Annotated in this window: 1 pseudogene; it reads right to left on the bottom strand. The window is 64.6% G+C overall.

Annotated elements, in window-relative coordinates:
* Window positions 1–260, bottom strand: a pseudogene (locus J5474_RS22580) (transposase); the annotation flags it as partial.

Genomic DNA, 260 nt, shown 5'->3' with positions numbered 1-260 from the left:
ATCGGCGCATCACCGACAGGGCTGGTGGTGACCTCGACGGCCCGAACCTCCAACGTCTCCTCGTCGATCCCGAGGTGGATCTTGCGCCATATCCGGCGTTTGGGGCCACCATGCTTGCGGGCATTCCACTCGCCTTCGCCCTCCGCCTTGATGCCGGTGCTGTCCACTGCCCGGCAGTGCGTCACGCAGTGATGTCACGGAAGGGATCAAGAGGCTGAGCGGGCCGGTGCCGCCACGACATGGCAAGCTCACATTCAGGA

The organism is Sagittula salina (genome assembly GCF_017813235.1).
GTDB lineage: Bacteria > Pseudomonadota > Alphaproteobacteria > Rhodobacterales > Rhodobacteraceae > Sagittula > Sagittula salina.
This window is presented reverse-complemented; position numbering and strand designations above follow the sequence as displayed.